26 protein-coding genes and 1 pseudogene are annotated in these 25,813 nt (G+C 65.6%); 23 read left to right on the top strand and 4 right to left on the bottom strand.

Going from position 1 to position 25,813, the window contains the following annotated elements; all coding sequences use genetic code 11:
* A partial coding sequence (locus JWP90_RS03685; RefSeq protein ID WP_297359795.1) for an aminotransferase class I/II-fold pyridoxal phosphate-dependent enzyme occupies nt 1–1,327 on the bottom strand: 1,327 nt, incomplete at its 3' end.
* A gap of 201 nt (nt 1,328–1,528) precedes the next feature.
* Between JWP90_RS03685 and JWP90_RS03680 the strand changes: the two genes are divergently transcribed.
* From JWP90_RS03680 to JWP90_RS03630, 11 genes are all read left to right on the top strand, one after another.
* Entirely contained in the window at nt 1,529–2,377 is an 849-nt protein-coding gene (locus JWP90_RS03680; RefSeq protein ID WP_297359793.1) for a nitrilase-related carbon-nitrogen hydrolase, read from the top strand.
* Between the two features lie 23 nt (nt 2,378–2,400).
* Nucleotides 2,401–3,834, top strand: coding sequence for a dihydropyrimidinase (gene hydA, locus JWP90_RS03675; RefSeq protein ID WP_297359790.1), 1,434 nt, complete (start codon nt 2,401–2,403; stop codon nt 3,832–3,834).
* An 8-nt stretch (nt 3,835–3,842) separates the two neighbouring features.
* Nucleotides 3,843–4,859, top strand: a complete 1,017-nt coding sequence (locus tag JWP90_RS03670; RefSeq protein WP_297359787.1) for a TIGR03842 family LLM class F420-dependent oxidoreductase — start codon at nt 3,843–3,845, stop codon at nt 4,857–4,859.
* Entirely contained in the window at nt 4,856–5,737 is an 882-nt protein-coding gene (locus JWP90_RS03665; protein WP_297359784.1) for an ABC transporter permease, read from the top strand. The genes JWP90_RS03670 and JWP90_RS03665 overlap by 4 nt, the downstream gene beginning before the upstream one ends.
* Nucleotides 5,734–6,573, top strand: a complete 840-nt coding sequence (locus JWP90_RS03660; RefSeq protein ID WP_297359781.1) for an ABC transporter ATP-binding protein — start codon at nt 5,734–5,736, stop codon at nt 6,571–6,573. Before JWP90_RS03665 ends, JWP90_RS03660 begins: the two co-directional genes overlap by 4 nt.
* Nucleotides 6,570–7,340, top strand: coding sequence for an ABC transporter permease (locus JWP90_RS03655; RefSeq protein ID WP_297359777.1), 771 nt, complete (start codon nt 6,570–6,572; stop codon nt 7,338–7,340). Before JWP90_RS03660 ends, JWP90_RS03655 begins: the two co-directional genes overlap by 4 nt.
* A 61-nt stretch (nt 7,341–7,401) precedes the next feature.
* A complete protein-coding gene (locus tag JWP90_RS03650) occupies nt 7,402–8,547 on the top strand; it encodes an ABC transporter substrate-binding protein (RefSeq protein ID WP_297359775.1) in 1,146 nt (381 codons plus the stop codon).
* Nucleotides 8,548–8,634: 87 nt separating this feature from the next.
* Nucleotides 8,635–9,963: an aspartate aminotransferase family protein gene (locus JWP90_RS03645; RefSeq protein WP_297359774.1), complete on the top strand. Its 1,329-nt coding sequence runs from the start codon at nt 8,635–8,637 to the stop codon at nt 9,961–9,963.
* Nucleotides 9,960–11,453 carry a CoA-acylating methylmalonate-semialdehyde dehydrogenase gene (locus tag JWP90_RS03640; RefSeq protein ID WP_297359772.1) on the top strand — a complete coding sequence of 498 codons (1,494 nt, stop codon included), beginning with the start codon at nt 9,960–9,962 and terminating at the stop codon, nt 11,451–11,453. The genes JWP90_RS03645 and JWP90_RS03640 overlap by 4 nt, the downstream gene beginning before the upstream one ends.
* A 339-nt stretch (nt 11,454–11,792) precedes the next feature.
* Nucleotides 11,793–12,341 (top strand): orotate phosphoribosyltransferase, encoded by a 549-nt coding sequence (gene pyrE, locus JWP90_RS03635; protein WP_297359769.1) that lies wholly within the window; start codon nt 11,793–11,795, stop codon nt 12,339–12,341.
* Nucleotides 12,341–14,005, top strand: coding sequence for a hypothetical protein (locus JWP90_RS03630; RefSeq protein WP_297359766.1), 1,665 nt, complete (start codon nt 12,341–12,343; stop codon nt 14,003–14,005). The genes pyrE and JWP90_RS03630 overlap by 1 nt, the downstream gene beginning before the upstream one ends.
* Before the next feature lie 20 nt (nt 14,006–14,025).
* On the opposite strand, the gene JWP90_RS03625 is transcribed toward JWP90_RS03630, so the two are convergent.
* The 3 genes from JWP90_RS03625 to JWP90_RS03615 are packed head-to-tail and all read right to left on the bottom strand — an operon-like array spanning nt 14,026 to nt 16,799.
* Nucleotides 14,026–14,826 carry an HAD-IIA family hydrolase gene (locus tag JWP90_RS03625; protein WP_297359763.1) on the bottom strand — a complete coding sequence of 267 codons (801 nt, stop codon included), beginning with the start codon at nt 14,824–14,826 and terminating at the stop codon, nt 14,026–14,028.
* A 47-nt stretch (nt 14,827–14,873) separates the two neighbouring features.
* Complete coding sequence (locus tag JWP90_RS03620; protein WP_297359761.1) at nt 14,874–15,512, bottom strand: metal-dependent transcriptional regulator; 639 nt, start codon at nt 15,510–15,512, stop codon at nt 14,874–14,876.
* A gap of 21 nt (nt 15,513–15,533) precedes the next feature.
* Nucleotides 15,534–16,799 carry an Nramp family divalent metal transporter gene (locus tag JWP90_RS03615; RefSeq protein WP_297359758.1) on the bottom strand — a complete coding sequence of 422 codons (1,266 nt, stop codon included), beginning with the start codon at nt 16,797–16,799 and terminating at the stop codon, nt 15,534–15,536.
* A 111-nt stretch (nt 16,800–16,910) separates the two neighbouring features.
* Here JWP90_RS03615 and JWP90_RS03610 point away from each other — a divergent pair, with 111 nt between their 5' ends.
* The 12 genes and pseudogenes from JWP90_RS03610 to JWP90_RS03555 all read left to right on the top strand — a co-directional run.
* Nucleotides 16,911–17,120: a PEP-utilizing enzyme gene (locus tag JWP90_RS03610; RefSeq protein ID WP_297359754.1), complete on the top strand. Its 210-nt coding sequence runs from the start codon at nt 16,911–16,913 to the stop codon at nt 17,118–17,120.
* Between the two features lie 9 nt (nt 17,121–17,129).
* Entirely contained in the window at nt 17,130–17,780 is a 651-nt protein-coding gene (locus JWP90_RS03605; RefSeq protein WP_297359751.1) for a TrmH family RNA methyltransferase, read from the top strand.
* Between the two features lie 38 nt (nt 17,781–17,818).
* Complete coding sequence (locus tag JWP90_RS03600) at nt 17,819–18,187, top strand: nuclear transport factor 2 family protein (RefSeq protein ID WP_297359748.1); 369 nt, start codon at nt 17,819–17,821, stop codon at nt 18,185–18,187.
* 82 nt (nt 18,188–18,269) lie between these two features.
* Nucleotides 18,270–19,094, top strand: coding sequence for an ABC transporter ATP-binding protein (locus tag JWP90_RS03595; RefSeq protein ID WP_297359745.1), 825 nt, complete (start codon nt 18,270–18,272; stop codon nt 19,092–19,094).
* Nucleotides 19,091–19,777, top strand: a complete 687-nt coding sequence (locus tag JWP90_RS03590; RefSeq protein ID WP_297359742.1) for an ABC transporter permease — start codon at nt 19,091–19,093, stop codon at nt 19,775–19,777. The genes JWP90_RS03595 and JWP90_RS03590 overlap by 4 nt, the downstream gene beginning before the upstream one ends.
* Nucleotides 19,774–20,520: an ABC transporter permease gene (locus JWP90_RS03585; RefSeq protein WP_297359739.1), complete on the top strand. Its 747-nt coding sequence runs from the start codon at nt 19,774–19,776 to the stop codon at nt 20,518–20,520. The genes JWP90_RS03590 and JWP90_RS03585 overlap by 4 nt, the downstream gene beginning before the upstream one ends.
* Nucleotides 20,521–20,555: 35 nt before the next feature.
* On the top strand, nt 20,556–21,491 hold the full coding sequence (locus tag JWP90_RS03580; RefSeq protein WP_297359736.1) for an ABC transporter substrate-binding protein: 936 nt from the start codon (nt 20,556–20,558) through the stop codon (nt 21,489–21,491).
* Nucleotides 21,492–21,621: 130 nt separating this feature from the next.
* Complete coding sequence (locus JWP90_RS03575) at nt 21,622–22,938, top strand: peptidoglycan DD-metalloendopeptidase family protein (RefSeq protein WP_297359733.1); 1,317 nt, start codon at nt 21,622–21,624, stop codon at nt 22,936–22,938.
* Nucleotides 22,939–22,986: 48 nt separating this feature from the next.
* Complete coding sequence (locus JWP90_RS03570; RefSeq protein WP_297359730.1) at nt 22,987–23,466, top strand: DUF3151 domain-containing protein; 480 nt, start codon at nt 22,987–22,989, stop codon at nt 23,464–23,466.
* Between the two features lie 62 nt (nt 23,467–23,528).
* Complete coding sequence (locus JWP90_RS03565; protein WP_297359727.1) at nt 23,529–24,815, top strand: adenylosuccinate synthase; 1,287 nt, start codon at nt 23,529–23,531, stop codon at nt 24,813–24,815.
* A gap of 139 nt (nt 24,816–24,954) precedes the next feature.
* The gene (locus JWP90_RS03560; protein ID WP_297359724.1) at nt 24,955–25,506 is read left to right on the top strand and encodes a recombinase family protein; all 552 of its coding nucleotides are present in this window, start codon (nt 24,955–24,957) and stop codon (nt 25,504–25,506) included.
* A gap of 48 nt (nt 25,507–25,554) precedes the next feature.
* Nucleotides 25,555–25,813, top strand: a pseudogene (locus JWP90_RS03555) (hypothetical protein); the annotation flags it as partial.

The following is a 25,813-nucleotide window of genomic DNA, read 5'->3' as shown; positions in this document are numbered from 1 at the left end:
CAGGGGCCACAGCGGCGATGGCGGAGCAGACCTCACGGAAATCGTCGCGCAGCATCCCAACGGTGACCCGCACGAACTGGCGATTCGCCGGGCCGGAAAGGTAGGGGGAGCCGGCGGTCACCCGGATGCCTGACGCGGCCAGGTGCACGAGCGCCTGGCGCTCGTCGGCGACCTCGATCCACGTGTTGAGACCGTCCGTCTGCGGCGCTGCGAAGCCGGTCGCCCGCCGAGCCTCGGCAAACTGTCGCTGCCTGGAGTGGTAGACGCTACGGGCGGCGGCCACGCTGTTGACAGCATCCGGGCTGGTGAGCAGCTCATACAGGATCGTCTGGACCATTCTGCTGGTCCAGCCGGGCCCGAGCATGCGCCGGGCGACGACCTGGTTGATGAGTCTCTCCGGACCGCCGAGCGCCGCGATCCTGAGGTCAGGGCCGTGTGACTTGGAGTAGCTGCGGATGTGCATAACCCGTTCAGGCAGCCACCCGCCCAGGCTCACCTCGGTCGACGCACTGATCCCCGCTGAGTGGTCGTCCTCGATCACGATCATGTCTGCCGCGTGGCGGCTGGAACTGATGATCCTGGCGAGTACTCCAGCGCGATCCACGGTCATCGAGATCCCCGTCGGGTTCTGCGCTCGAGGCTGAAGGATCAAGGCGGCCGGTCCGAGCGCCAGCGCCCGCCGGAGTGCTGCAGGGTCGAGTCCTTCGGCGTCCACTGGCACGGGGATGCGCACGGCGCCGAGCTGATCAAGCAGGTCGAAGAACGGAGGGAAGGACGGGTCCTCCACAATCACCCGATCCCCGAACCTGATCACCTGCTCGAGCGATCGGGAGAGCGCGTCGAGCGCCCCGTCGACGACAGTGATCGCCTCGACCTCGTACGGCCACGCCGCCCGCAGGTGTTCGAGGAGCGGCGGGATCACCGGCAGCTCCTGGTAGCTGAAGGTGTCTGCGGACTGGGAGACACGGCTGAGCGCCAGCGTGAGGTCCGGCAGCAGAAGGGGATCGGGAGCGCCGCGAGAGAGGTCGAGCCGGGATTCGCCCATGTGCCCGGCCATCGTCTGGACCCGCGGCGTGAGCCAGGGAACAGGACTGGCCCGGACGAAGCTCCCGCTGCGACCGCGAGACACGATGAGTCCCACGCTTCCCATGGCGCGCCAGGCCGCGCTCACCGTCGCCGGGCTGACACCGAGTTCGGCGCCGAGCTCGCGGACGGTGGGCAGCCGATCGCCAGGAGCGAGCACGCCCGTGGTGATCAGCCGAGCGATCGACTCGGCGATTCCCCGCGGCGAGCGGTCGTCGATGAGATCGCCGTACGCGGGGTTCATGCTCGGCCTTCCTGCGGGAATCCCAGATTGGGTATTTACGAAAGCGTCATAGAGGGAAACAATGGAGAAATGTTCAGCTCGAATAATAACAAATGAGCGGAACAGCTAACCAGCTCTCGGCCTGAGTATGGAATCGGCAGAACCGAAACAGGACCGACGGCCAGAAGCGCCCACCGCTCAATGACGATACGGAGGCTAGATATGACGGCAGTCCGCGCCGCGATCACCCAGACCACCTGGACCGGCGACAAAGAATCGATGCTCGCGAAACACGAACAGTTCGCTCGGGATGCCGCACGGCAGGGAGCGCAGGTCATCTGCTTCCAGGAGTTGTTCTACGGCCCGTACTTCGGGATCACCGAGGACAAGAAGTATTACGACTACGCCGAACCGGCGGACGGACCCATCGTCCAGCGCTTCGCCGCCCTCGCCAAGGAACTGGGCCTCGTGATGATCCTCCCGATCTACGAGGAAGACATGCCAGGGGTGTACTACAACACCGCCGTCGTCGTCGACTCGGACGGCACGATCCTCGGCAAATACCGCAAGCACCACATCCCGCACCTCGAAAAGTTCTACGAGAAGTTCTACTTCCGCCCGGGCAACCTGGGGTACCCGGTGTTCGACACGGCCGTCGGGCCGATCGGCGTGTACATCTGCTACGACCGGCACTTCCCGGAGGGCTGGCGCGAACTCGGCCTCAACGGCGCCCAGATCGTGTTCAACCCCAACGCCACGAAGCCCGGCCTGTCGAACCGTCTCTGGGACCTCGAGCAGGCCACCGCAGCGGCCGCCAACGGATACTTCGTCGCCGCTCCCAACCGCGTCGGAACCGAAGACAACGAATACGGGGCGCTCGCCGTCACCTTCTACGGCACCAGCCAGTTCGTGAACCCGCAGGGCAACTTCGTCGGCGAACGCGGAAGCGCCGAACACGAGGAACTGGTCATCCGCGATCTGGATCTCGACATGATCAAGCAGGTTCGTGACGACTGGCAGTTCTACCGGGATCGCCGGCCGGACTCCTACGCGTCCATCACGAAGCCGTAGCCGGATCCCGACGAGGAGCAACCATGAAAACCCTCATCAAGAACGGCACCGTCGTGAACTCGACGGGCTCCGCTGCTGCGGATGTCCTCATCGACGGCGAGACGATCGCTGCGGTGCTCGCGCCCGGTTCGAACCTGCTCGGCTTCGACGTCGAGAACAACGTGGACACGGTGGTCGACGCCCAGGGCAAATATGTCATCCCCGGCGGCATCGACGCACACACCCACATGCAGATGCCGTTCGGCGGCACCGAAGCCAGCGACACCTTCGAGACCGGTACAAGGGCGGCCGCCCACGGCGGCACCACGAGCATCGTCGACTTCGTCGTGCAGTACGCCGGTGAGCAGGTGCTCGACCAGTTCGCCCTGTGGCACGACAAGGCTCGGGGCAATTGCGCCATCGATTACGGCTTCCACCAGATCCTCAGCGACGTGCAGGACGCGTCGCTGACAGCCATGGACGAGCTCGTGAGAGAGGGTGTATCGAGCTTCAAGCTGTTCATGGCGTACAAGGGCGTCTTCCTCTCCGACGACGGCCAGATCGTCAAGGCGATGCAGCGGGCAAGCGACAACGGATCGATGATCATGATGCACGCCGAGAACGGGAGCGTCATCGACCTTCTCGTGCAACAGTCGCTTGCTGCCGGCAACACGACGCCGTATTACCACGGAATCACCCGCCCCTGGCAGGCGGAGGAGGAGGCCACCCACCGCGCGATCATGCTCGCCAACCTCACCGGCGCCCCGCTCTACGTCGTCCATGTGAGCGCGAAGCAGGCGGTCGAACAGATCGCCATGGCCCGCGACAAAGGGCAGAACGTGTTCGGCGAAACCTGCCCGCAGTACCTCTACCTCTCCCTGGAGGACCAGCTCGGTGCCACAAGCGAGGAGTGGGGCGACTTCGAGGGCGCCAAGTGGGTGTGCTCGACGCCGTTGCGGTCGAAGGCCGAAGGGCACCAGCACCACATGTGGCGAAGCCTCAGGACGAACGACATCCAGATGGTCTCCACCGACCACTGCCCGTTCTGTATGAAGGGGCAGAAGGACATGGGACTCGGCAACTTCTCGAAGATACCGAACGGGATCGGTGGGGTCGAACACCGGATGGACCTGCTCTATCAGGGCGTCGTCGACAAGAAGATCTCACTCGAACGGTGGGTGGAAGTCACCTCGACGACTCCTGCCCGCATGTTCGGCATGTACGGCAAGAAGGGTGTCATCCAGCCGGGAGCCGACGGAGACCTCGTGATCTACGACCCGAACGGCCACACCTCCATCGGGGTGGGCAAGACGCATCACATGAACATGGACTACTCGGCGTACGAGGGATACGAGATCGACGGCCACGTCGACACAGTGCTCTCGCGCGGCAAGGTCATCGTCGACGACAACTCGTACGTGGGGGCCAAAGGAGACGGAAAATATGTTCCCCGTGGTCTCAGTCAGTACCTGATCTAGGGGCATCCATGGACTTCGGAGCAGTACTCCAAACCAACCCGCCCGCCTCGAGAACCGTGCACCTCGCGAAACTCGCCGAGCAGTACGGGTTCAGCCACGTCTGGACGTTCGACTCGCACCTGCTATGGCAGGAACCGTACGTCATCTACAGCCAGATCCTCGCCGAGACGAAGCGGATCACCGTCGGCCCCATGGTCACCAACCCGGCGACCCGGGACTGGACGGTGACGGCATCCACCTACGCCACTCTCAACGAGATGTACGGCAACCGGACGATCTGTGGCATCGGCCGCGGTGATTCTGCGGTGCGCGCGACCAACGGTGCACCGTCGAACCTCAAAACGCTCCGCGAATCGATCCGCGTCATTCGGGAGCTGGCCAACTCACGCCCCGTCGAATATAACGGGGCGACCGTGCAGTTCCCGTGGAGTGTCGGCTCGAAGCTCGACGTCTGGGTGGCGGCGTACGGTCCGCTCGCGCTCAAACTCACCGGTGAAGTGGGCGACGGGTTCATCCTGCAGCTGGCAGACATCGACATCGCACAGTGGATGATCAAAACGGTCCGGGATGCCGCGGAGCAGGCGGGTCGCGACCCGATGTCGATCAGATTCTGTGTCGCTGCACCGATGTACATCGGCGACGACGTGGAGCACATGCGCGACCAGTGCCGCTGGTTCGGCGGAATGGTCGGCAACCACGTGGCAGACATCGTTGCCAAATATGGGACGGGCGGCGCGGTCCCGAAGGCGCTCACCGACTACATCCAGGGCCGCGAATCGTATGACTACAACGAACACGGCAAAGCGGGAAACACCCACACCAGGTTCGTGCCCGATGAGATCGTCGACCGGTTCTGCCTGATCGGCAGCGCGAGCGACCACATCGCAAAACTGGAAGAGCTGAAGAGCATCGGAGTCGACCAGTTCGCCGGCTACCTGCAGCACGACAACAAGGAAGAAACCCTGCGGGTCTACGGCGAAACCGTCATCCCCGCGCTGAAGGAAAAGATCGTGGCGACGGCATGACGACGGGCTCGAGCTGGTGGCGGCGTATCGGCTTCGGCCTGCTCGGCGTCGCGCTCCTCGCTGGCGTCTGGGAACTGTACACGTTCCTCGGCCCGGCAGAGGGCGTGGTTGTCGGCGGGGTCACGGTGCTTCCCCGCACCACCGACCTCGCCATGCCGCACATCTGGGTGATGTTCGAGCGGCTGTTCGAGCCGGTCACCTCGGCTGCAGGGTCACCGCCGATGTGGTCCGCCGTGCTGCAGGCGTCGGCGTTCACGCTCGGGGTCGCCGGGGTCGGCTGGCTTGTCGCCGTCGTCGTCGGGATGCTTCTCGCGCTGCTGATGCAGCGGTTCCGCAGCGCTGAGCAGGCGGTCCTGCCGTGGATCATCCTCAGCCAAACCGTGCCACTGATCGCCATTGCGCCGCTTGTCCGACGGTGGGGGTCCGCTCTCGAGATCGGTGAGTTCTCCTGGGAGAACTGGATGTCTGTGGCGCTGATCGCCTCCTATCTCGCGTTCTTCCCCATCTCCATCGGCGCACTCCGCGGCCTTGAATCGCCAGACACCAACCACGTCGAACTTCTGCACAGCTATGCGGCTGGCTGGTGGAGGACTCTTCTCCGGCTGCGTCTTCCTGCCAGTGTCCCGTATCTCCTGCCCGCTCTCCGGCTCGCCGCCGCCAGCGCCGTGATCGGCACCGTCGTCGCCGAAGTGTCGATCGGTTTGCGCGGGGGGCTCGGGCGGATGGTGGTCGAGTTCGCCGCGGCAGCCGGCGGCGACCCGGGCAAGCCCTGGGCTCCGATCTTCGGCGCCGTCCTCGTCGGCCTCCTGGCCGCCGGCCTGGTCTCCCTGATCGGCCTCACCCTCCGCCGCTTCCGCCGAGCAGAGGTTCCCGCATGACCAGGAAGGACTCCCTCCCCGTGACCGACGCCCACGCAGTGAACGTGACCGGGGTCAGTCGGATCTTCTCGATCAAGAAGAAGGCAGCGGTGACCGCGCTCGAGTCGGTCGACCTCACCGTCGCGCCTGGCGAGTTCGTCTCGCTGATCGGGCCGTCGGGGTGCGGCAAGTCGACACTGCTCCGGCTCATCGCCGACCTCGACCAGCCCTCCGCCGGCACGATCGAGGTGTTCGGCAAGACGGCCAGGAAGGCCCGGATCGACCAGGACTACGGCATTGCGTTCCAGCAGGCTGGACTCCTGCCATGGCGGACGGTGCGGGCGAACATCGAGTTACCGCTCGAGCTGCATAAGGTTGGCACGGCCGAACGCAGGTCACGGTCGACCGAACTGCTCGAACTCGTCGGCCTCGTCGACTTCGGCGACAACTACCCCGACCAGCTCTCCGGCGGCATGCAGCAGCGCGTGGCCATCGCCCGCGCCCTCGCCGAGAGCCCCAACCTCCTGCTCATGGACGAACCGTTCGGTGCGCTCGACGAGATGACGAGGGAGCGCATGCAGAACGAGCTCATCCGAATCTGCGCCGACACCCGGGCCGCCGTCGTCTTCGTCACTCACTCGATCCCCGAAGCGGTGTTCCTCTCCGACCGGGTGGTCGTGATGTCGCCGCGACCGGGGCGCATCCGCTCGGTCCTGCCGATCCGGCTGGGCGGGCCGGACGACCGCAGCGAACACATCCGTGAGGACACTGCGTTCTTCGACGGGGTCAGCGCGGTGCGTGAGAGCCTGCACGGCACCCCCGACTCGGGCAACGCGCGGGGGGTAGATATCCGATGAGACTACATTTCATCTCGGCGAGGATGGTGGTCGCGCCGCTCCTGCTCGGCGTCGCCGTTCTCGCCCTGTGGCAACTCGCGGTTGTCGCCCTGGAGATCAAGCCGTTCGTACTGCCAGGCCCTGTGGCGATCGCCGACCAGTTCTTCGGCAACATCGACAATGTCTGGACGGCGAGCGCCGTGACCGGGTGGAACGCCCTGGTCGGGCTCGTTCTCGGCGCCGTTGCCGGTGTGCTCCTCGCCACCCTCGCGGCTGTCTGGGCGGTGCTCGACGAACTCAGTGTCCCGATCGTCGCTGCGCTCGCGGTGATCCCGATCGTGGCGTTGGCCCCGGTGCTGTACACGATGTACGGGGCAGGCGCCGAGACGGCACGACAGATCATCGCGGCCATCGCCGTCTTCATACCGGTGTACCTCAACTCCCTCCGCGGCTTCCGGCAGGTCCGGCCGGTGCACCGGGAACTGATGCACGTCTACGCGGCATCCGGGGTCCAGACGGCGAGAAACGTCACTCTGCCGAGCGCGCTGCCGTTCATCTTCACCGGGCTTCGGATCGCGTCGAGCCTCGCCGTCATCTCGGCGCTCATCGCCGAGTACTTCGGCGGTCCGGTCGGCGGCCTGGGCAAATCGATCACCTCGGCGGCATCGAGCAGTAACTATTCGCTTGCGTGGGCTTACGTGCTCGGCTCGATTCTCGTCGGCCTCGTCTTTTACTTGGTCACCCTCGGCCTCGAGAAACTCGTTTCCCGGCACAGACCGACCCCATGAGCGTCCGTTCCGCGGTCGAAACACCACCAGCACCACAGGCAGAGAACCAGAAGGAGGAAGTATGAAACACAGCAAACGGCTTGCCCTCGGGGTCGGCGCGATCGCCGCGGCAAGCGCACTCGTTCTGACCGGTTGTTCGACCGGCGGTTCGTCGAATGGCAGCGACACGGATTCGGGCGGACTGACCCCGGTCAAGCTCCAACTCCAGTGGTTCGCGCAGGCCCAGTTCGCCGGGTACTACGCGGCGCTCGACCAGGGCTACTACGAGGATGAAGGCCTCGACGTCGAAATCCTCGAGGGTGGCGCCGACATCGTGCCGCAGGACGTCCTTGCCGCAGGAGACGCCGACTACGCGATCTCCTGGGTCCCCAAGGTCCTCGGTTCCATCGAACAGGGTGCGAACATCACGAATGTCGCCCAGATCTTCGAACGGTCAGCCACCACGCAAATCTCGTTCACGGACAAGAACATCACCGAACCGGCAGACCTCGCCGGCAAGAACGTGGGCAGCTGGGGTTACGGCAACGAATGGGAGCTCTTCGCCGGAATGCAGAAAGATGGGGTCGGCCTCGACGACATCAACCTCGTCCAGCAGGCGTTCGACATGAACGGATTCCTGGCCGGCGACATCGATGCAGCTCAAGCGATGACCTACAACGAGTACGCGCAGGTCCTGGAAACCACGAACCCAGCGACCGGCGAGCTGTACCAGCCCGACGAGTTGAACGTCATCAACTGGAACGACGTCGGAACGGCGATGCTCCAGGACGCCATCTGGGCCGACGCTGGAAAGCTTGACGACGAGGACTACGCCGACACCACAGTGAAATTCATCAAGGCGTCGATCAAAGGCTGGGTCTACGCGAAGGACAACCCGGAAGAAGCAGCGGCGATCGTCACGGCATCCGGTTCCACCCTCGGAGAGAGCCACCAGCTCTGGATGACCAACGAGGTCAACAAGCTGATCTGGCCGTCGACGAACGGAGTCGGCCTGATTGATGAGGACGCGTGGGTGAGGACCGTCGCGATCGCCCTCGGGACCCAGAACGAGACCGGCGCGACCATCATCACCACGGAGCCGCCGGAGACGGCGTACTCGAACGAGTACGTCCAGAAGGCACTCGATGAGCTGAAGGAGGACGGCGTCGACACCTCGGGCGACGACTTCGAACCCATCGAGGTCGCCCTCAACGAGGGCGGCAACTAGCATCGCAGGCCCAGGGCGGCCCGACCGGCCGCCCTGGGCACCCACCAGCAATACACGCAACACAATCCACGCACCAAAGGAGATGCCGTGACACTCACGCTCACGTCCGACACAAACCAGCAGGCGCTCGACCTCGACCGCACCCACGTCTTCCATTCGTGGTCGGCGCAGGGCTCGCTCAAGCCGCTTGTCCTGGCCGGCGGGCTCGGCACCCGCGTCTGGGACTTCGAGGGTACCCAATACCTCGACTTCTCCAGCCAGCTCGTCAACGTGAATATCGGCCACCAGCATCCCGCGGTGATCGCCGCCATCAAAGCGCAGGCCGACCAGCTCACCACCATCGCGCCATCGACAGCGAATCTCACCAGGGGCGAAGCAGCGAGACGCATCACCGATCTGGCTCCAGACGGCTTCCACAAAGTGTTCTTCACCAACGGGGGAGCGGATGCCAACGAGAACGCGATCCGGATGGCCCGCCTCCACACCGGGCGGGACAAGATCCTGTCGACCTACCGGTCGTACCACGGCAACACCGGCGCAGCCATCGTGGCCACGGGGGACTGGCGCCGCGTACCGAACGAGTACGCGCGAGGGCACGTGCACTTCTTCGGACCATACCTCTATCGCTCAGAGTTCTGGGCGACGACGCCCGCCGAGGAGTCCGAACGCGCCCTGCACCACCTCGAACGGGTGATCCAGGCCGAAGGGCCGGCAAGCATCGCGGCGATCGTGCTCGAATCCGTTCCCGGCACCGCGGGGATTCTCGTGCCACCGCCCGGGTATCTCGCCGGGGTCCGGGCACTCTGCGACCGGTACGGCATCCTGCTTGTCCTCGATGAGGTGATGGCCGGGTTCGGCCGAACCGGCCGATGGTTCGCCTTTGAGGGCTACGACGTGGTGCCCGACCTCATCACCTTCGCCAAGGGAGTGAACTCGGGGTACGTCCCCGCTGGCGGCGTGATCATCCCTGACGCAATCGCCGCCGACTTCGACGAGACCGTGTTCCCTGGCGGGCTGACCTACTCGGGGCATCCGCTCGCCATGGCTTCGATCGTCGGGGCGCTCGACGCGATGGCCGATGAGGGCATCGTCGAGAACGCCGCCCGCATCGGCCGCGACGCCATCGGCCCGGGCCTCGCCGCCCTGGCCGAAAAACACGAACTGATCGGCGAGGTGCGCGGAGAAGGCGTGTTCTGGGCGATGGAGCTCGTCGCCGACCCGGGGACCAGGGAACCGCTCCCCGCCGCAACCATGGGGCAGATCAAGGCAGCGCTCGTCGGGCGCGGCCTGCTGCCGTTCGTGCAGGACAACAGGATCCATGTGGTGCCCCCGTGCACCGTCACCGACGACGAGGTCACCGAGGCCCTCGCGGCCTACGACGCCGTCTTCACCACTGTCCAGGGAGGACACACATGACCACCTACATCAACCACTTCATCGGCGGCGCGATCGCTGAGGGCACGTCCACCCGCACCGGTCCGGTCTTCAACCCGGCCACCGGCGTCGTGCAGAAGGAAGTCCGCCTCGGCGGTGTCGCCGACGTCGACACCGCAGTCCAGGCCGCCGCCGCCGCTTTCCCCGGCTGGAGCGCGTCCTCCCTGTCCAAGCGACAGGCCGTGCTCTTCTCGTTCCGCGAGTTGCTCAACTCCCGCAAAGGCGAACTGGCCGCGATCCTCACCTCCGAACACGGCAAGGTGTTGTCGGATGCCGGCGGAGAGATCGCGCGCGGCCTCGAAGTCGTCGACTTCGCCACCAGCATCCCGCAGCTGCTGAAGGGGGAGTACTCCGAGAACGTCTCGACCGGCGTCGACGTGTACACGCTCAAACAGCCGCTCGGCGTCGTCGGGATCATCAGCCCGTTCAACTTCCCGGCGATGGTGCCGCTGTGGTTCTTTCCGCTCGCTCTCGCTGCCGGTAACACCGTCGTGCTCAAGCCGAGCGAGAAGGACCCGTCCGCTGCCGTCTGGATGGCTGAGCTGCTCAAGGAGGCCGGCCTGCCCGACGGCGTTTTCAATGTTGTGCACGGTGACAAGGAAGCGGTCGACGCGATCCTCGAGCACCCCGTCATCCAGTCGGTGTCGTTCGTCGGGTCCACCCCGATCGCCCGCTACATCTACGAGACAGCGGCGAAGAACGGCAAACGGGTCCAGGCCCTCGGCGGTGCGAAGAACCACATGCTCGTGCTGCCGGACGCGGACCTCGACCTCGCCGCCGACGCCGCTGTGAACGCCGGCTTCGGATCGGCCGGAGAACGCTGCATGGCGATCAGCGTGCTCGTGGCGGTCGACACGATCGCAGACGACCTGGTCTCCCGCATCGCCTCCCGGATGTCGTCGCTCACGACAGGCGACGGACGTCGCGGCTGCGACATGGGACCGCTCATCACCGAGGTGCACCGGAACAAGGTGGCCTCCTATGTCGATGTCGCGAACTCAGACGGTGCGACGGTCGTCGTCGACGGCCGGAACCCGGAGGTCAACGGGGAGGACGGCGGATTCTGGTTCGGGCCGACCCTGCTCGACCATGTGCCGACCTCCTCGACCGTGTACAGCGACGAGATCTTCGGTCCGGTCCTCTCGGTCGTCCGGGTCTCCAGCTACGCCGAAGGGCTCGAGATCATCAACGACAGCCCGTACGGCAACGGCACGGCGATCTTCACCAACGACGGAGGTGCCGCCCGCCGCTTCCAGCGTGAGGTGACCGTCGGCATGGTCGGCATCAACGTACCGATTCCGGTGCCGGTTGCGTACCACTCCTTCGGCGGTTGGAAGCACTCGATGTTCGGTGACGCGAAGGCGTACGGCCCGCACGGGATCGAGTTCTTCACCCGCGAGAAGGCGGTCACGAGTCGCTGGCTCGACCCGAGCCACGGCGGCCTGGACCTCGGGTTCCCCGAGCACGACTGAGTCCTGGCGCGCGCAATTCCGCCAGAACGAGCGAAGCCGGCCCGCGGAGGCCGGTTCCGCTTGTTCTCATGCGGGCGAGCGGGAGTTATGCGCCGATTCGGGTTACACCCAGCGCGGCGATGTGAACGGAGCCGGGTCATCCACCGGGGCGTGCGCCCTCTGCAGCGCCTCGGCTCCGCGTTGCAGGGCGTCGGCGACGGAAGGGTTCAATATTGAGGTGTCCGGCGACATCCGTCGCCTCCCCGGATTGGAATCAAGGCGACAGAGGATGATGCGGATGCCGCGAGCCTCGGGTCGCGGCATTCGCCGCTCCAAGCGCGCATCGCTAAACTTGCGAGAGTGACCGACGCGCGCAAGCAACTAATCGAATACATCACGGCGGATGCCGTGTTCCACGGAGACTTCACCCTGACCAGTGGCAAGAAGGCGACGTACTACGTCGACCTCCGCCGGGTCAGCCTCGACCACCGCGTCGCCCCGCTGATCGGGCAGGTCATGATCGATTTGATCTCCGATGTCCCTGATGTGGTCGCCGTCGGCGGCATGACCATGGGGGCGGACCCCGTCGCTGCCGCCGTCCTGCACCAGGGCGCCGCTCGCGGCCTCGCCTACGACGCGTTCGTGGTGCGCAAAGAGCCCAAGGACCACGGCCGGGGCAAGCAGGTCGAGGGCCCGGAGCTCGCCGGGAAGCGGGTCATCGTGCTCGAGGACACCTCGACGACCGGCGGTTCGCCTCTCGCCGCCATCGAGGCGCTCAAGAAGGTCGGAGCGGAGATCGCCGGTGTCGCTGTCGTCGTCGATCGGAACACGGGAGCCAGGGAGATCATCGAGGCCGCCGGGTACCCGTACTTCGCGGCGATCGGCCTGTCCGATCTGGGGCTCGAGTAGTGTCCGACGAAACCCGCCGGCCACAGGGCGACGCTGAGACCCCGGTCGACCCGCCGACCGGCGAGGGCGAAGTCGTCGGAGCCGACTGGCTGGCCTCACAGATCGACGCCGCGCCGACCGGCCAGTTCGACATTCGGCAGGCCCCTCAGGAGGGCGCGGGCGGCGGTTCCCCGGTCGACGGCGGCCGGGCAGGAAACAGCTCTGTGCTCGCCTGGTGGCGTGAGAAGCTGATCGCCGCTGACGCACTGGTGAACCCGGAACCGCGACCGGAGCACCACGTCGAGAAGACCGGGAGCGTCGACACGGCCGCGAACGTCGAAGATGTCGAGCCTCTTCTGCCCGAACCAGCGCAGTTCGAGCCCCGGCGTGCGGAGAACACGCAACCGCCGATCGAACCGGAGACCGCATTCCTGCCTGAACCGGCGTTCACCCCGGAACCCGCCTGGACCCCGATGGTGCCGGGCGACGCGGACGATCCCTCCCTGGATCGGCAACCGGAGAACGAGCTCGAGGACGAGGCCGAGACCGGGCTCATTCCGACTGCGGAACCGTCGCTGTACACACCGCGTTCGGCCCGTGACCACGTCGTGGAGGAGCTCGACGAACCCGAACCGGCCGACGGGAAAGCGGACCTTCTTCCGACTTCGGCGTTTGAGGTGCCGGCCGTGCATCCCGAACCGAAACCAGATGCATCCGCACAGGGGAACCTCGACGGCGATCGAGGGAACGACGCACAGAACAACTCCGGATACGAGACCGAAGACCTCGACAACTTCAGCTGGAAGCTGACCGCGAACGACCAGCTGGATCCGCTGGTTCACCGGTCAGACGAAGCCACCGATCCCGACGAGGCATCGGCAGGCCCCTCCACTTCGCCCAGCAGAACGACCGGTGATCAATCCCACGCGCAACCGGTGCGCTCCTCGGAGAAAGAGCACGAGTTCTCTCCGCCCGAGCCGGCCGTCGCACCGGCCGCCGCGTCCGGGAAAGCAGGGCCGCGCCGCCGAACCTTCACCAGCACACCGTCGCCGGTCGTTCCTCCACCCGCGGCCAAGCCCGCACGGCGCCCTCTCCGGCCGGCGCGCCCGGCAGCGGCACGGGCACCTCGTCCAGTGATCCTCGCGGCGATCGGGGTCGTGGCCCTTCTCGTTCTTGGCGGACTGTTCTTCCTCGGTTCACAGCTTCCCGCGCTGCTCGCCGGCCCAGCACCGACGCCGACCGCGTCGACGACGCCGACCGGAACAGCCACGCCGACGACACCGGCCGCGCCTGTTGGCCCTGCATCCGTCGGAGAACAGGATTGGACCGCTCTCGGTGGGGGCGAATGCATCGACCCGTACTCGACGCCGTGGGCAGAGACCTTCACGGTTGTCGACTGCGAGGACCCGCACGCGGTTCAGATGGTCTTCACCGCGCCGGTGGCGGAGGATCCTGCAGCCGAGTACCCCGGCGAGGGCGAGATCCTCGATCGGATATCGCTCTGGTGCAGCGCGCCCGGAGTCCTCGACCCCGATGCGGCGGACGAGTATTCAGACCTTCAGGTGCAGGGCACATATCCGGTGACCGAAGAGCAATGGGCCGACGGGCAGCGCAACTACTACTGCTTCGTCAGCCGCTCGAGCGGTGAACCGCTGAGCGGGTCGGTCGCCGCACCGCAGGGCTGAGGCACCGAGTCAGAGGTCGTCTAAACGACCTCTGACTCGATCGGATGGGGTTCAAGCAGGTCGACCACGCCGCCAAGGATCTCTGAGGGCCTGAACGGGTACTTCTTGATCTCAACCTCGTCGCTTATGCCTGTGAGGACGAGGATGGTGTGCAAGCCGGCTTCGATTCCGGCCACCACATCCGTGTCCATCCGGTCACCGATCATGCCCGTGTTCTCGGAGTGCGCACCGATCTTGTTGAGCGCCGAGCGGAACATCATCGGGTTCGGCTTGCCGACGATGTACGGTTCCTTGCCCGTCGCTTTGGTGATGAGCGCCGCGATGGCGCCGGTGGCCGGCAACGGGCCGTCCGCACTGGGGCCCGTGGCATCCGGGTTGGTCGCGATGAAACGGGCGCCACTGTTGATCAACCGGATCGCCTTGGTGATCGCCTCGAAGGAATAGTTACGCGTCTCACCGACGACGACATAGTCGGGGGCGGTCTCGGTCATGATGAAGCCGGCTTCGTGCAGCGCTGTGGTGAGGCCCGCCTCGCCGATGACGAAGGCGGAACCGCCGGGCATCTGGTCCTTGAGGAAAGCAGCGGTGGCGAGAGCCGATGTCCAGATGAATTCCTCAGGCACTTCGAGCCCTGACGCGCGCAGCCGCGCGCTGAGGTCACGCGGGGTGAAGATCGAGTTGTTCGTGAGCACCAGGTAGGGCTTGCCCTGGTCGCGCCACTGCTGCAGAAGCTCGGCTGCTCCCGGAAGCGGCCGGTTCTCGTGAACCAGGACACCATCCATGTCGGTCAGCCAGCACTCAACTTCATCGCGTCTTGTCATGCCACAACTCCTTCGCTCACCGCTCAGTTTAGGCTGATGGTCGACCCTCAGGCGCTGAGCCAGATCGCCGCCCCGGCAGGCGCCGGCAGCGGCACGAGGGTCGATCCGACGACAAGGGTGCCAGGGCGCACAGACACGGTCGTGCCGACACCGATGCCGGCTGCCTCGAGCTCGCGCAGCAGCGACGGGTCACGGTCGCTGATCCGCAGCACCACCCCGGTGTGCCCGTCGCCGGCATCCTCGAGCAGAAGTGACCGCTCCCGTCGCACCGAACCGTCGACCGCCGGGATGGGGTCGCCGTGCGGGTCCCGGTCCGGGTGCCCCAGTCGCTCGTCGATGCTCGCCAGCAGGCGGTCACTGATCGCATGTTCGAGCACTTCCGCTTCGTCATGGACCGCATCCCAGCCGTACCCCATCTCCTGCACGAGCCAGGTCTCGACCAGCCGATGCCGCCGAACCACAGCGACCGCCGCCGCGGCTCCCGCTTCAGTGAGCGAGATCGCCCCGTAACGCACGTGGGTGACCAGGCCGGCCGCCGCAAGTTTCTTCACCATCTCGGTGACTGTCGACGGCGCCAGTCCCAGCCGGGTCGCGAGCGCAGACGGCGTGATCGCGTCCGCCTGCCATTCGGTGTGCGCGTAGATGGTCTTCAGGTAGTCCTCGACGACGGGTTTCGACGGTTTCATGGCATGCCAACGCTACCGGCGCTACTGAGCGCCCGTGAAAAGAAGCACGAGGAGCACCGCGTTCAGCGACACGAGCAACACGGATGCCACGACCCCCGCTGCGGTGGTCTGCCACCGGTTCACGAATCGGCCGAGCACCGCCGAGCGAGCGGTGAGCGCGACGAGCGGGATGAGAGCGAATGGGATGCCGAACGACAGCACAACCTGACTGAGCACAAGGGCGAGGGTCGGGTCGAATCCGAGCCCAAGCACCGCGAGTGCTGGAATCAGCGAAATGACACGGCGGGTGAGCAGGGGGATGCGGACCTTGAGCAGCCCGTGCATGATTTCGGCACCCGCGTACGCGCCGACGGATGTCGACGCAAGCCCTGACGCCAGCAGACCCACCGCGAAGAGGGTCGCGATGACCGGCCCGATGGAGGACTCGAGTGCCCGGTGAGCGCCCTCGAGGCTGTCGGTGCCGGGCACCCCCGCGAGGTTCGTTGCAGCGAGGAGGAGGATGGCCAGGTTGACGCTGCCCGCGATCACCATGGCGATCGACACATCCCACCGGGTGACCGTCAGCAGTCGCCGTGTGGTGAGGCCGGCAGCGCGGACCGCGAACCGGTCACGGCTGAGCGCTGAATGGGCGTAGATCGCATGCGGCATGATCGTCGCCCCGAGGATGGATGCCGCGAGCAGCACCGAGTTGGTGTCTTCGAAGCGGGGCACGATGCCGGAGGCGACGCCGCCGGCATCCGGAGGGTTGAGGAAGACGCCGGCGCTGAATCCAACGGCGATGATGACGAGGAGCGTGGCGATGACGAATTCGAAGGCGCGCGGTCCGCGCCGGGACTGGATGGTGAGCATCACCATCGAAACCGTCCCGGTGATCAGTCCTCCGACGAGCAGTGGCAGGTCGAAGAGGAGGGAGAGGGCGACGGCGCCGCCGATCACTTCGGCGAGGTCGGTGGCCATCGCCACGAGTTCCGCCTGCAGCCAGTACGCGAGCCTCCCTGGCCGGGAGCGCAGCCGTTCTCCGAGGATCTCGGGGAGGCTCTTGCCGGTGACGATGCCCAGCTTGGCGGAGAGATACTGGATCAGCCAGGCCATCGTGTTGCCCGCGATCACGACCCAGACGAGGAGGTAGCCGTACTGGGCGCCCGCCGTCATGTTGCTGGCGACGTTGCCGGGGTCGAGGTAGGCGACGCCGGCGACGAGGGCTGGGCCGAGCAGCCAGAGCAGGCGCGGCGGTTTTGCCACGCGGCCGGGACGTGACTCGATGACGACGCCCGAAGATTTCGGCATGCCGAAACGATAGCAACATTTCGGTTCGCCGAAAAGAGCCTTCACGTTCCGTTCCGGTGTACGACTGAGTCACGCTCGGACGCGCGGAGGAGGTGCGGAGGAGGTGCGGCGATGGTGTCGCTGGCGGCCGTCGTCGTCGACAGCGGCGGCGTCGGGTCACACGCCGCCATCGTCGCGAGGGAGCACGGGTTGCCGGCGGTGAGGGGAACCGGGACAGCGACGACCGTGCTCACAACCGGGCAGCTGGTCACCGTCGACGGGAACAGGGGCCGGGTGAGTGCCCCGGGAGAGGGCGAGGCCCGGGGTGCGCAGCGCGGTTAGGGTTGGAGGGTGCCAGATCTCCCTCTCAACCCCAGTCACGAGCTGTCGACGAACGGCGTCGGGCCGTGGCAGGGAGACTGGCCCGAAGAGGACTACTTCGACCCGGACCTGCTGATCCACGGCGACACCCGCAACGTCATCGACCGGTACCGCTACTGGAAGCTCGACGCGATCGTTGCCGATCTCGACGAGCACCGGCATCCGTTCCATGTCGCCATCGAGAACTGGCAACACGACATGAACATCGGCTCGATCGTGCGAACCGCGAACGCCTTCGGAGCCGACACCGTGCACATCGTCGGCCGTCGGCGCTGGAACAAGCGCGGCGCCATGGTCACCGACCGTTATCAGCACGTCCTTCACCACGCGGATGTCGCGGGCCTGGTCGAGTGGGCACGCGCTGAGAACCTGCCGATCCTTGGGATCGACAACGTGCCGGGATCCGTGCTGATCGAAACGTTCACGCTGCCGGAGCGTTGCCTCATGCTATTCGGGCAGGAAGGCCCAGGGCTCTCGCCGGAGGCAATCGCCGCATCAGACGCCGTGCTCGAGATCAGCCAGTTCGGTTCAACCCGGTCGATCAACGCCTCGGCGGCCGCCGCCGTCGCCATGCACGCCTGGGTCATGCAACACGTCAGCTTCCCTCAGACAGAGAGCTGATCATCCGCGAACCGTCCTCAAGGGGGTAGCGTGAGGCCATGACTGAGATCACCGACGATCTACCCGCCATCCTTCTTCGTGAGGAACACGCCGGCTGGAAGGCCATTCTGCAGGGCCGCGGCGGTGAGCATTACGCGCGGGCGATGACCCGCGATGCCCTGATGATCGTCCCAGGAGCGGCGATCGGCCGGGACGATATCGCCAGGTCCTTCGCCGGCATGGTGCCGTGGGATGCGTATGAGATCCACGAACCCGCGATCGTCAGGCTGGGTGAACGTGCGGGGATCGTCGCCTATCGGGCGGTCGCCACACGCGGGGATGAGACGGTTGAACTCCGCATGTCGACAACGTACGTGTACGGCGGTGGTAGCTGGCATGTAGCTCTACACCAGCAGAGCCCCGCCTAGCAACGCTGGTGCCTTCGGCGTTTCGTTGTCTACGCTGAAATCATGCGAAGCCACCCGACCGGCTTAGCTCAAGGGGTCCGCCATGATCAGATTCGACGCGGTATCGAAAAAGTTCCCCGACGGGACGCTTGCCGTCGCCGACTTCAGCCTGACCATTCCGTCCCGCACGACGACGGTCCTGGTGGGGTCGAGCGGCTCAGGGAAGACCACACTGCTGCGCATGATCAACCGAATGGTCGACCCGACTTCTGGCAGTATTTCGATCGACGGCGATGACATCTCCACTCTCGAACCGGTGAAGCTGCGCCGGCGCATCGGGTATGTCATGCAGAACTCCGGACTTCTCCCGCACCGCACCGTCGCAGACAACATCGCCACGGTTCCGCTGCTCTCCGGTGTCAAACGCGCCCAGGCGCGCGCTGAGGCACTGACCCTCATGGACACGGTCGGTCTGGACCGCGCGCTGGCCGATCGGTACCCCTCCCAGCTCTCGGGCGGGCAGCAGCAACGCGTCGGCGTCGCCCGGGGTCTCGCTATCGACCCCAATATCCTCCTGATGGACGAGCCGTTCGGGGCGGTGGACCCGCTCGTCCGGAGTGAACTGCAGCAGGAGCTGGTCCGGATCCAGAAAGACCTCGCGAAGACCATCGTCTTCGTGACACACGACATCGATGAGGCGTTCCTGCTCGGCGATCAGGTCGTGCTGCTGAGAACCGGCGGGCAGATCGCACAGGTCGGCAGCCCGGCCGAGATCCTCGCCGATCCCGCCGACGACTTCGTGAACACCTTCATCGGCGCCGACCGGGGTCGGCGGGCGCTCCGGATCGAAGAGGTCTCAGGCCGCCAGGTCGTGGTCGACGGAACCGGCCGGCTCGCCGGCATACTGAACGAGGGCACACACACATGACGTGGGTGCTGGCGAACATCGGGCAGATCGGGGATCTGACGCTCGACCACGTCCTGCTCAGCATCCCGCCGATCCTCCTCGGGTTCCTGCTCGCCGTGCCGATCGGCTGGCTCGCCCACCGCTACCGGGTGTCCCGCGGCGTGTTGCTCACCGTGTGCGGGCTGCTGTACACGATTCCGTCGCTCGCCCTCATCGTGGCCATGCCGACCGTGCTCGGCACCCGGATCCTCAACCCGGCGAACCTCATCGTCACCCTCACCATCTACGCGGTCGCTCTGATGGTGCGGACGGCGACGGATGCCTTCGACGCGGTCTCCGGGGACGTCACCCAGTCCGCTACTGCCGTCGGCTTCGGTGCTTGGCGCAGGTTCTGGCAGGTCCAGTTGCCGCTCGCCGGACCCGTTCTTCTGGCTGGGCTCCGCGTCGTCTCGACGAGTACGGTCAGCCTCGTCACTCTCGGCGCCCTCGTCGGTATGTCAGGGCTCGGTTATTTCTTCACCAACGGTTACCAGCGCAACTTCGCGACTGAGATCCTTGTCGGCATCATCGGCACGATACTCATCGCCGTGGTCTTCGACGTGCTCCTCGTGCTCGCCGGGCGGATACTTCTACCGTGGGCGCGAGTCGACGCCGCGGCTCGTCGTAACGCCAGGACGGCACGCACGAAAGCCGTCGCCGCATGAACGCCTTCGCGGAGGCTTTCGTCTGGATCGGCGACCCTGCACACTGGTCAGGCCCGGACGGCATCCCGACCCGGCTCGCCGAGCACCTCGGATACACCGGGTTGACCGTGCTCATCGCCGTGCTCATCGCGGTGACCCTCGGCTTGTACATCGGCCACACCGGGCGGTTCCGCGGCGTCTCCATCGGGGCGACCAGCGCGCTCCGAGCCCTCCCGACCCTTGGGCTGCTGACGTTCCTCGCCATCGCCTTCGGATTCGGCATCCGGCTCGCCCTCATCCCGACGATCATCGTGCTCGTCGTGCTCGCGATCCCGCCGTTGCTCGCCGGCGCATACTCGGGCATCGAGTCTGTTGATCCACGCACAGTGGACGCCGCACGGTCGATGGGAATGACCGAGTGGCAGATCCTGTGGAAAGTCGAGATTCCGCTCGCCCTTCCGCTCATCATCGGAGGAGTGCGATCGGCCGTTCTGCAGGTGGTGGCGACGGCAACGGTGGCCGCGTACATCTCGCTTGGCGGCCTTGGACGGTACATAATTGATGCCCTCCCTGTCCGCGACTACACGAAGGTGCTCGTCGGAGCGTTGCTTGTCACCCTCCTCGCGCTGGTGCTCGAAGGAATCCTGATCTCGATCCAACGACTGACCGTCCCGGCCGGAGTCCGGGCAATCCGAACGACCCCGTCGCTCCGAAGGCAACGCGCGTACGGCCGAAATGCTTCAGCTGCATCCAGGGCATCCTGAACGGCGATCTTTCACCAACATATTAAGGAAATTCGATGTTCTCTTCACGACGCGGCCGCCTGGCCGCCGCAGTTCTCGCGGGCACAGCGCTCGCCCTCACCGGTTGCGCTGCCGGTGGCAACCCTCTCGAGCCAGGAGACGAGGCGTCGGGGGACGCGGAGACGATCATCGTCGGCTCGGCGGGATTCGCGGAGTCGGAGATCATCGCCCAGATCTTCGCGCAGGCGCTTGAGGCCAACGGTGTGACCGTCGAGTTCGCCGGCCAGATCGGCCAGCGGGACGTCTACATCGAGGCCCTGCAGGACGGCTCGATCGATCTCGTCCCCGATTACAGCGGCAACCTGCTCCAGTTCTTCGACGAGAAGTCTGAGGCGGCATCAAGCGAAGAGGTCTTCGCGGCGCTCCCGGATGCTCTGCCTGACGGCTTCGAGGTGCTCGACCAGTCGGAGGCCGAAGACAAGGACAGTTACAACGTCACCAGTGAATTCAGCGAGCGGAACGACGTCACCAGCCTCGCGGACCTCGCCGGACTCGACGTGCCGCTCATCGTCGGCGGCAACCCGGAGCTCGCTGAGCGCCCGTACGGGCCGAAGGGACTGACCGACGTCTACGGTGTCGACGCGGCGAAGATCAGCTTTGTTCCGATCAGCGACTCAGGTGGACCGCTCACGACGGCCGCGCTGCTCGACGGCACGGTGAACATCGCCGACATCTACTCGACAACCCCGTCGATCAAGGAGAACGGCTTTGTGACGCTGGAGGACCCGGAGAACATGATCCTCCCGCAGAACGTCCTGCCGCTCATCAACTCGAAGAAGGCATCCGACACCGTGAAGGACGTCCTGAACGCCGTCACGGCCGAGCTCACAACAGAGGATCTCATCGAACTCAACGGCCGCAACCAGGGCGACGAGAAGGCGTCTCCTGACGCGCTCGCCTCCGACTGGCTCGCTGAAAAGGACCTTTTCTAAGAGGGAAACACCCGGAGCAGGTGCCGAGGGGCACCCGCTCTGGGTGTAGGCGACTCACCCTTGCCCTCCAGACAAATCCTCTTCTTTCTGCCACGATGAGGAGATGCGTTTGCGTTTTCGATCTCTTGTCGTGGCCGTTTCTCTTGCGGTCGTCGTGGGAGCGGTCGGAATCACCGTGCCAGCCACAGCCGCCACGACCTATCCGAGCTGGGAGGACGTAACCAACGCCCGGGCGAACGAGTCGGCCAAGCAAGCACAGATCGAGTCCGTCAAGGCGCTGATCCAGTCGCTTCGCGACGCGTCAGCCGCAGCCCAGACGGCAGCTGTCGCCGCAGCCACGGAATATGACGACGCGCTCTTCGTCGCGGAACAGGCGGAGCACAATTCCGCCGATCTGAAGACCCAGCTCGAAACCGCTCACGCGACAGCCGCCGAATCGGCCCAGCAGGCCGGTACGATGTTTGCCCGAATGGGACGTACGAACACATTCGACGTCACCGCGAGTCTGCTGGTCGACTCCGAGAACGCTGATGACACGCTGTACAAGCTCGGGGCGATCGACAAGCTGACCGGTCTGTCCTCCCAGCTCCTTGACGATGCCCGCCAGGACGCGAATCAGGTCACCTCGCTCAGCGAACAGGCTGTGGTCGCGGCCGCGGTGCTCGAAGCAGCACGTGCAGACTCCGAAGCGAAGTTGAACGCGGCAGAGGATGCCGCCGCGGTAGCCGCCGCGGCTGTGGCTGAGCAGGAAAAACATGAGGAAACACTCCTCGGCCAGTTGTCTTTCCTCCAGGGTGAGACTGCGACCGTCGAAGCCGGCTACGCCGCCGGCGTCGAAGCCGCCAGGAAAGCCGAGGAGGAGCGGAAGGAACGCGAACGCGCAGCCGCGGCCAAAGCCCTCGCCGACGCCGCAGCAGCCGCAGCCAAGCGGAACGCAAGCGGCGGTGGCAGCCCCAGCCCCAGCCGCGGCGGCGGCGGTGGAGGTGGCTCGAACGCCGGTGCGACCGGTACCTACTTCCAGCCGTCGGCGCAGGGCTGGTGGCGTCCGTTGCCGGGCCGGGTCAGCTCGTCGTACGGTCCCCGCGCGATCCTCTGCGGCGGCACCGGCTGCTCCGTTTCGTTCCACAGCGGAATCGACTTCGCCAACGCCTGCGGCACGCCGATGCGTTCGGTGACCGCCGGCAGGGTTTCCTACGCCGGGTACGCCGGAGACTTCGGCTACCGGGTGATCGTCGACCACGGTGGAGGGGTCCAGTCTTACTACGGGCACATGCAGTCCGGTTCGCTGCGTGTAAGCGTTGGTAGCCAGGTCAGCGCTGGTGCCTTCGTCGGCAAAGTCGGAGACACCGGCGTCGCCACCGGCTGTCACGCCGACGTCAAGATCTATGTGAACGGCGACCACACCGACCCGGCCCCGTTCCTCCGCGCCCGAGGCATCGCGGTCTAGGAAAACCGGCCGCCGCCCGTGCATCGAGTGACGCGCTAGGCTGGACAGGTGACTGGAGACAACCTGCTTGGAATGCCGGAGACTCGCCTGCCGGCGGAGCCGGAGGTCGTCGACGCACTCGACCGCTCAACGACGGTCGATGACATCGCCGCTGTCGCGGCAGCACACCCCACATCGTCATTGGCCTGGGCCCGGCTCGCCGAGGCTTCGTTCGACTCGGCTCACCCGATCGCCGCGTACGCCTATGCCCGGGTGGGCTACCACCGCGGGCTCGACGCGCTCCGCAAGGCCGGTTGGCGGGGTCAGGGTCCTGTGCCCTGGTCGCACGAACCCAACCAGGGCTTCCTTCGTGCGCTGTACGCATTGCGTAACGCCGCGGATGCCATCGGTGAGGGCGACGAAGTGACCAGGCTCACCGATTTCCTGCGTGACGCCGATGAGACCGCGCCGGCGCGGATCGAAACCGAGGGCCTGCCTCTTGAGCCGCCCCCCTCGACTGAAGTGTTCTTCATTCGAGGGCAGGACTAGCTCGACCCGTCGCCGACCCGCCGGCGTCACACTATTTTCCACGCCAAGAAGGAGCATCCGCCATGCCAGCAATCGTGATCGTCGGCGCCCAGTGGGGCGACGAGGGCAAGGGAAAGGCAACCGACCTCCTCGGCAGCCGGATCGACTATGTCGTCAAATTCAACGGCGGTAACAACGCCGGCCACACCGTCGTCGTCGGCAACGAGAAGTACGCGCTGCACCTCCTGCCGTCTGGCATCCTGACGCCGGGAGTCACGCCCGTCATCTCCAACGGTGTCGTCATCGACCTCGAAGTGCTGTTCCACGAACTGGAGGCGCTGAGCGCCCGCGGTGTCGATGTTTCCAGGCTCAAGGTGTCGGCCAACGCACACGTCATCACGCAGTATCACCGCACGCTCGACAAGGTGACGGAGCGGTTCCTCGGCAAGCGTCAGATCGGGACAACGGGGCGGGGGATCGGGCCGGCTTATGCCGACAAGATCAACCGTGTCGGCATCCGGATCCAGGACCTGTTCGATGAGAACATCCTGCGCCAGAAGGTCGAGGGTGCGCTCGACGTCAAGAACCACATGCTGCTCAAGATCTACAACCGCCGTGCCATTTCCGCCGACGAGATCGTTGATGATCTGCTGTCGTACACCGAGCGGTTGCGACCGATGGTGGCCGACACCGCCCTTGAACTGCACCAGGCGCTCGAGCGCAACGAGATCGTGCTGTTCGAGGGTGGCCAGGCGACGATGCTCGACGTCGACCACGGAACCTACCCGTTCGTCACGTCGTCGAACGCGACGTCCGGCGGGGCTGCTACCGGATCCGGCGTCGCGCCGAACCGGCTTGACCGGATCATCGCGATCGTCAAGGCCTACACGACCCGAGTGGGTTCGGGACCGTTCCCCACCGAGCTGTTCGATGCATCCGGTGAACACCTGCGTTCCCGCGGCTTCGAATTCGGCACGACCACCGGGCGCCCACGCCGGGTCGGCTGGTACGACGCTCCGATCGCGCGTTACACGGCCCGGATCAACGGTGTGACCGACTTCGTGCTGACGAAGCTCGACATCCTCGATGAGCTCGACACGATTCCGGTCTGTGTCGCGTATGACGTCGACGGGGTTCGCCACGACGAGATCCCCGTGTCGCAGTCGGACTTCCACCACGCGACGCCCATCTACGAAGAGTTCCCCGGCTGGAAGCAGGACATCTCCGGCTGCCGCCGCTTCGAGGACCTGCCCAAGAACGCGCAGGACTATGTGCTGGCGCTCGAGGCCATGAGCGGGTCACGGATCTCGGCGATCGGTGTCGGCCCCGGCCGTGAGGCCATCATTGTGCGCCACGACCTGATCGACTGAAACGGCGTCCGTTTGGAGAGGTCCAACGCAGGCTGCCCCCGCCGATCTGTTCCGCCTTCCCGGTGGTGTCGTGTTCGAGGCGATGCTGTTTGGGGCAGAGCATGGCCAGGTTACTAACGCAACGCTAATATGACCCCTTATGAAGCGTGTGCGATCTGCCGCGATCTATGCCCGCATTTCCAGCGATCAGTCTGGGCAGGCGCTGGGCGTGCAACGCCAGCTCGAGGACTGCCGGAAGCTCGCTGAAGAACGCGGATGGGTTGTGGCGGAGGAATACGTCGACAATGACTTTTCTGCGTGCAAGGGCAAGGAAACACCCGCGTACGCGCGGATGCTTGCCCATATTGAGGCTGGGAAGCGGGACGCTGTCATTGCTTACCATCAGGATCGGTTGACCCGGCGACCGATGGAGTGGGAGCAGTTCGTTGAGTTGTGCGATCGGGCCGGGGTGGAGCAGTTGGCCACGGTCACTTCGGATATCAACTTCGGGAACGATAACGGGATGCTCGTGGCGCGGATCACCGCAGCGGTGGCGGTGAACGAGTCGGCCCGGAAGTCGGCACGGATCAAGCGGAAAATCCAGCAGAACGTTGAGCTGGGGAAGCCGAATGGTGGTTCGCAGCGCCCATTCGGGTATGAGTTCGACAAGGTGACGGTTCGTGAGTCCGAGGCGGTAATCATCCGCGTGTAGGTTGATCGTTTCCTTGCGGGGGAGTCGGTCCGGTCCCTTGTCGTTTGGTTGAACGCGCAGGAGGTGCAGACCACGTCCGGGGCGGAGGAGTGGCGCACGCCGACGCTACGGGCAGTGCTGATCTCCGGGCGGATCGCGGGCATTCGTGACCATCACGGTGTCCCCGCCGGCCGGGCAGCGTGGCCGGCGATCATCAGTGAGGAACAGCACCTCCAGATTTTGGCGACCTTCCAGACGAAGAAGGCCTCCGGGCGGCGCGCGCCGCGCCGCCATCTGCTGTCCGGGCTGCTCCAGTGTGGCAAGTGCG

The organism is Mycetocola sp. (assembly GCF_025464835.1).
Lineage (GTDB): Bacteria > Actinomycetota > Actinomycetes > Actinomycetales > Microbacteriaceae > Mycetocola_A.
Note: the sequence above shows the minus strand (reverse complement) of the source record. Positions and strands in the feature narration are given on the sequence as shown.